Source organism: Microcystis sp. 0824 (assembly GCF_003112475.1).
Lineage (GTDB): Bacteria > Cyanobacteriota > Cyanobacteriia > Cyanobacteriales > Microcystaceae > Microcystis > Microcystis aeruginosa_C.
Genome location: NZ_BDSM01000054.1, coordinates 1 through 2,598, shown reverse-complemented (window position 1 = coordinate 2,598; position 2,598 = coordinate 1). Strand labels below are relative to the sequence as shown.

At 43.7% G+C, this 2,598-nt stretch carries 1 pseudogene; it reads left to right on the top strand.

The annotated features are described in order from the left end of the window. Positions 1 to 696: 696 nt before the first annotated feature. A pseudogene (ltrA, locus tag N0824_RS18385) lies at positions 697 to 2,521 on the top strand (group II intron reverse transcriptase/maturase). Positions 2,522 to 2,598 lie beyond the last annotated feature (77 nt).

Below are 2,598 nucleotides of genomic sequence, written 5' to 3'. Positions count from 1 at the left end.
GTGCGAAACGTTTAGGCATGAAATAGGGCTGAAATGCCTGAAATAACCGCCTAGTAAGGTCTTCAGTCCCCCGACTGAATCTAAGAGGTCAACCCAGACCAACCTTATAACTGTTTATATGTCCCGACGTTTAGTATCACCCGATACCAAACTAGGCAAGGGGACTCAAGGTCAATACACTTTGTAACAATTATTTACAATTGATACAAAGGTGAGAGTAACGGCGATAGCCACCCCCAGATTCAGAAGTCACAACCCTGAAACTGAAGCGGGGAACGGAAGGCTCAGAGGTGCAACCTAGCACCAGCAGTGAGACCACTGCCAACAGCCCAGGATTAAGCGAAAGCTGAACGTCTGACATGAACCATCGTAACAATTAAGCAGTGAAACAAGGTTGACACACTGCGTTCAAAAGAACAAGGGAAATAAGTGAGGGACTTGATAAGCTACTCACACAGACCTTTTAAAGTACCCCGGTGGAAAAGACGAATCTAAAGGATGGAAAGCCCATATAAACGGAACGTGATAACCCCTTTCAGGCTCTGAGTATCGGTCGAAATACCCAGTAGTGAGAAGTGTAAGCGCAAGCCTTAAAGGGGGTGAGATGTAACCAAAAGCCAACGCTTGACGTTAATAGTCAAGATACGCCAACAGGTTACGGTTTGATTGTAAGGATAGAGTCTAGTAGGAGTCTATATGACGAAATCGAGAGAAGGTAAAGGGTTCGGGAAACCGAAAACCACTAAGACTACGAATGTATGGAAGGCTATCAACTGGGGTAAAATCCAAAGATATGTTTTCAAGCTCCAAAAGAGGATATATCAAGCGGCTAAATCGGGACAGGATGCAAAGGTTAGAAGGTTGCAACGTCTACTGGTGAAATCGTACTACGCTCGTCTATTAGCAGTTCGCAAAGTAACCCAAGACAATCAAGGAAAGAAAACAGCAGGAGTTGATGGGAAGATAGCAATATCCCCAGAACAAAGGCTAAATCTAACCGAAGAAATCAAGGGAACACTTAAAGCAAAACCGTTAAGAAGGGTATGGATTCCTAAACCCGGCAGGGATGAAAAACGCCCATTAGGAATACCAACCATCAAAGACAGAGCCAGACAAGCGGTGGTTAAATCGGCACTTGAGCCAGAATGGGAAGCAAAAATGGAAGGAACCAGCTATGGTTTCCGACCCGGAAGGTCGGCCCATGATGCAATATCGAGGATATACCTCAGCATTAATAAAAGTAACTACTTTGTATTAGATGCGGATATTGCCAAGTGTTTTGACCGAATTAATCACAGCTTTTTACTGTCAAAAATTCAATGTCCAAGTTCCCTGAAAAGAGACATTAAACAATGGCTTAAAGCAGGAGTTTTGGATAACGGCGTATTTGAAGAGACAGAAACAGGGACACCACAAGGGGGGGTAATAAGTCCACTACTCGCTAACATCGCACTGGATGGAATGGCAAGATTAATCGAAACACTATTCCCCAAAAAGGGAAACGGTACAAATCAAGCTGTCTTAATAAGATACGCCGATGACTTTGTGGTGATTTCAACTTCACTCGAAATCATTGGACAGTGCAAAACTGCTATCTCCGAATGGTTAAAACCGATAGGATTAGAACTCAAACCAGAGAAAACCAGAGTGTGTCATACACTCAAACCCATTGAATATAATGGAAAAACGGAAAAACCAGGATTTGACTTTCTAGGATTCAACATCAGACAATACCCAGCCGGAAAATACAAAGCGGGAAAAATATGTAAAGGAACACCCAAGACATTCCTAACACACATTAAACCTAGCCAAAAAGCAGTTAAAGCCCACACAGAAGCGATTAAAGGTGTAATCAAAAAACACAAAACCGCACCTCAATCAGCCCTGATTAGTCACTTAAACCCAATCATAAGAGGATGGGGAAACTACTACTCAGGAGTAGTATCTATGGATACCTTCACAAAACTAGACCATACAATCTGGTTGATGTTGAGGGCATGGACAGTATCAAGATGCGGAAAAGCGAACTACGAAAAGCTGAGAAATTACTTTAGACCGGGTACAGTTAAACTCAGCAATGGGAAAGAAAGACAAGAATCCTGGTTATTTCAAACTAAGGACGGTCTCCACTTATGGCAACATAACTGGACACCAATTGTCAGACATACCTTAATACGCCCCGACGCCTCACCATACGACGGAAATTGGACCTACTGGGCAACCAGAAGAGGACAAGCAATCGGTACACCGACAAGAGTAGCCAAACTACTTAAAAAGCAACAAGGCAAGTGTAACCGATGTGGGCAATACTTCACCCCATCGGATTTAATTGAAGTTGACCACATTCACCCTCTCAGCCTAGGCGGAAAGGATGAGTATAAAAACCTTCAAATACTACACCGCCACTGTCACGACGAAAAATCAGCTTCCGATGGAAGCCTCGATATAACCACAAGGAAATTATCACAGGCAACCACAGAGAAGTCAAGCGGTATCCTTAACAAGGGAACAGTCAAACTAGGAGCCGTGTGAGGTGAAAGTCTCACGCACGGTTCTGAATGGGAGGGGAGGTCGGTGACGACCTTCTCGACCCCTAAT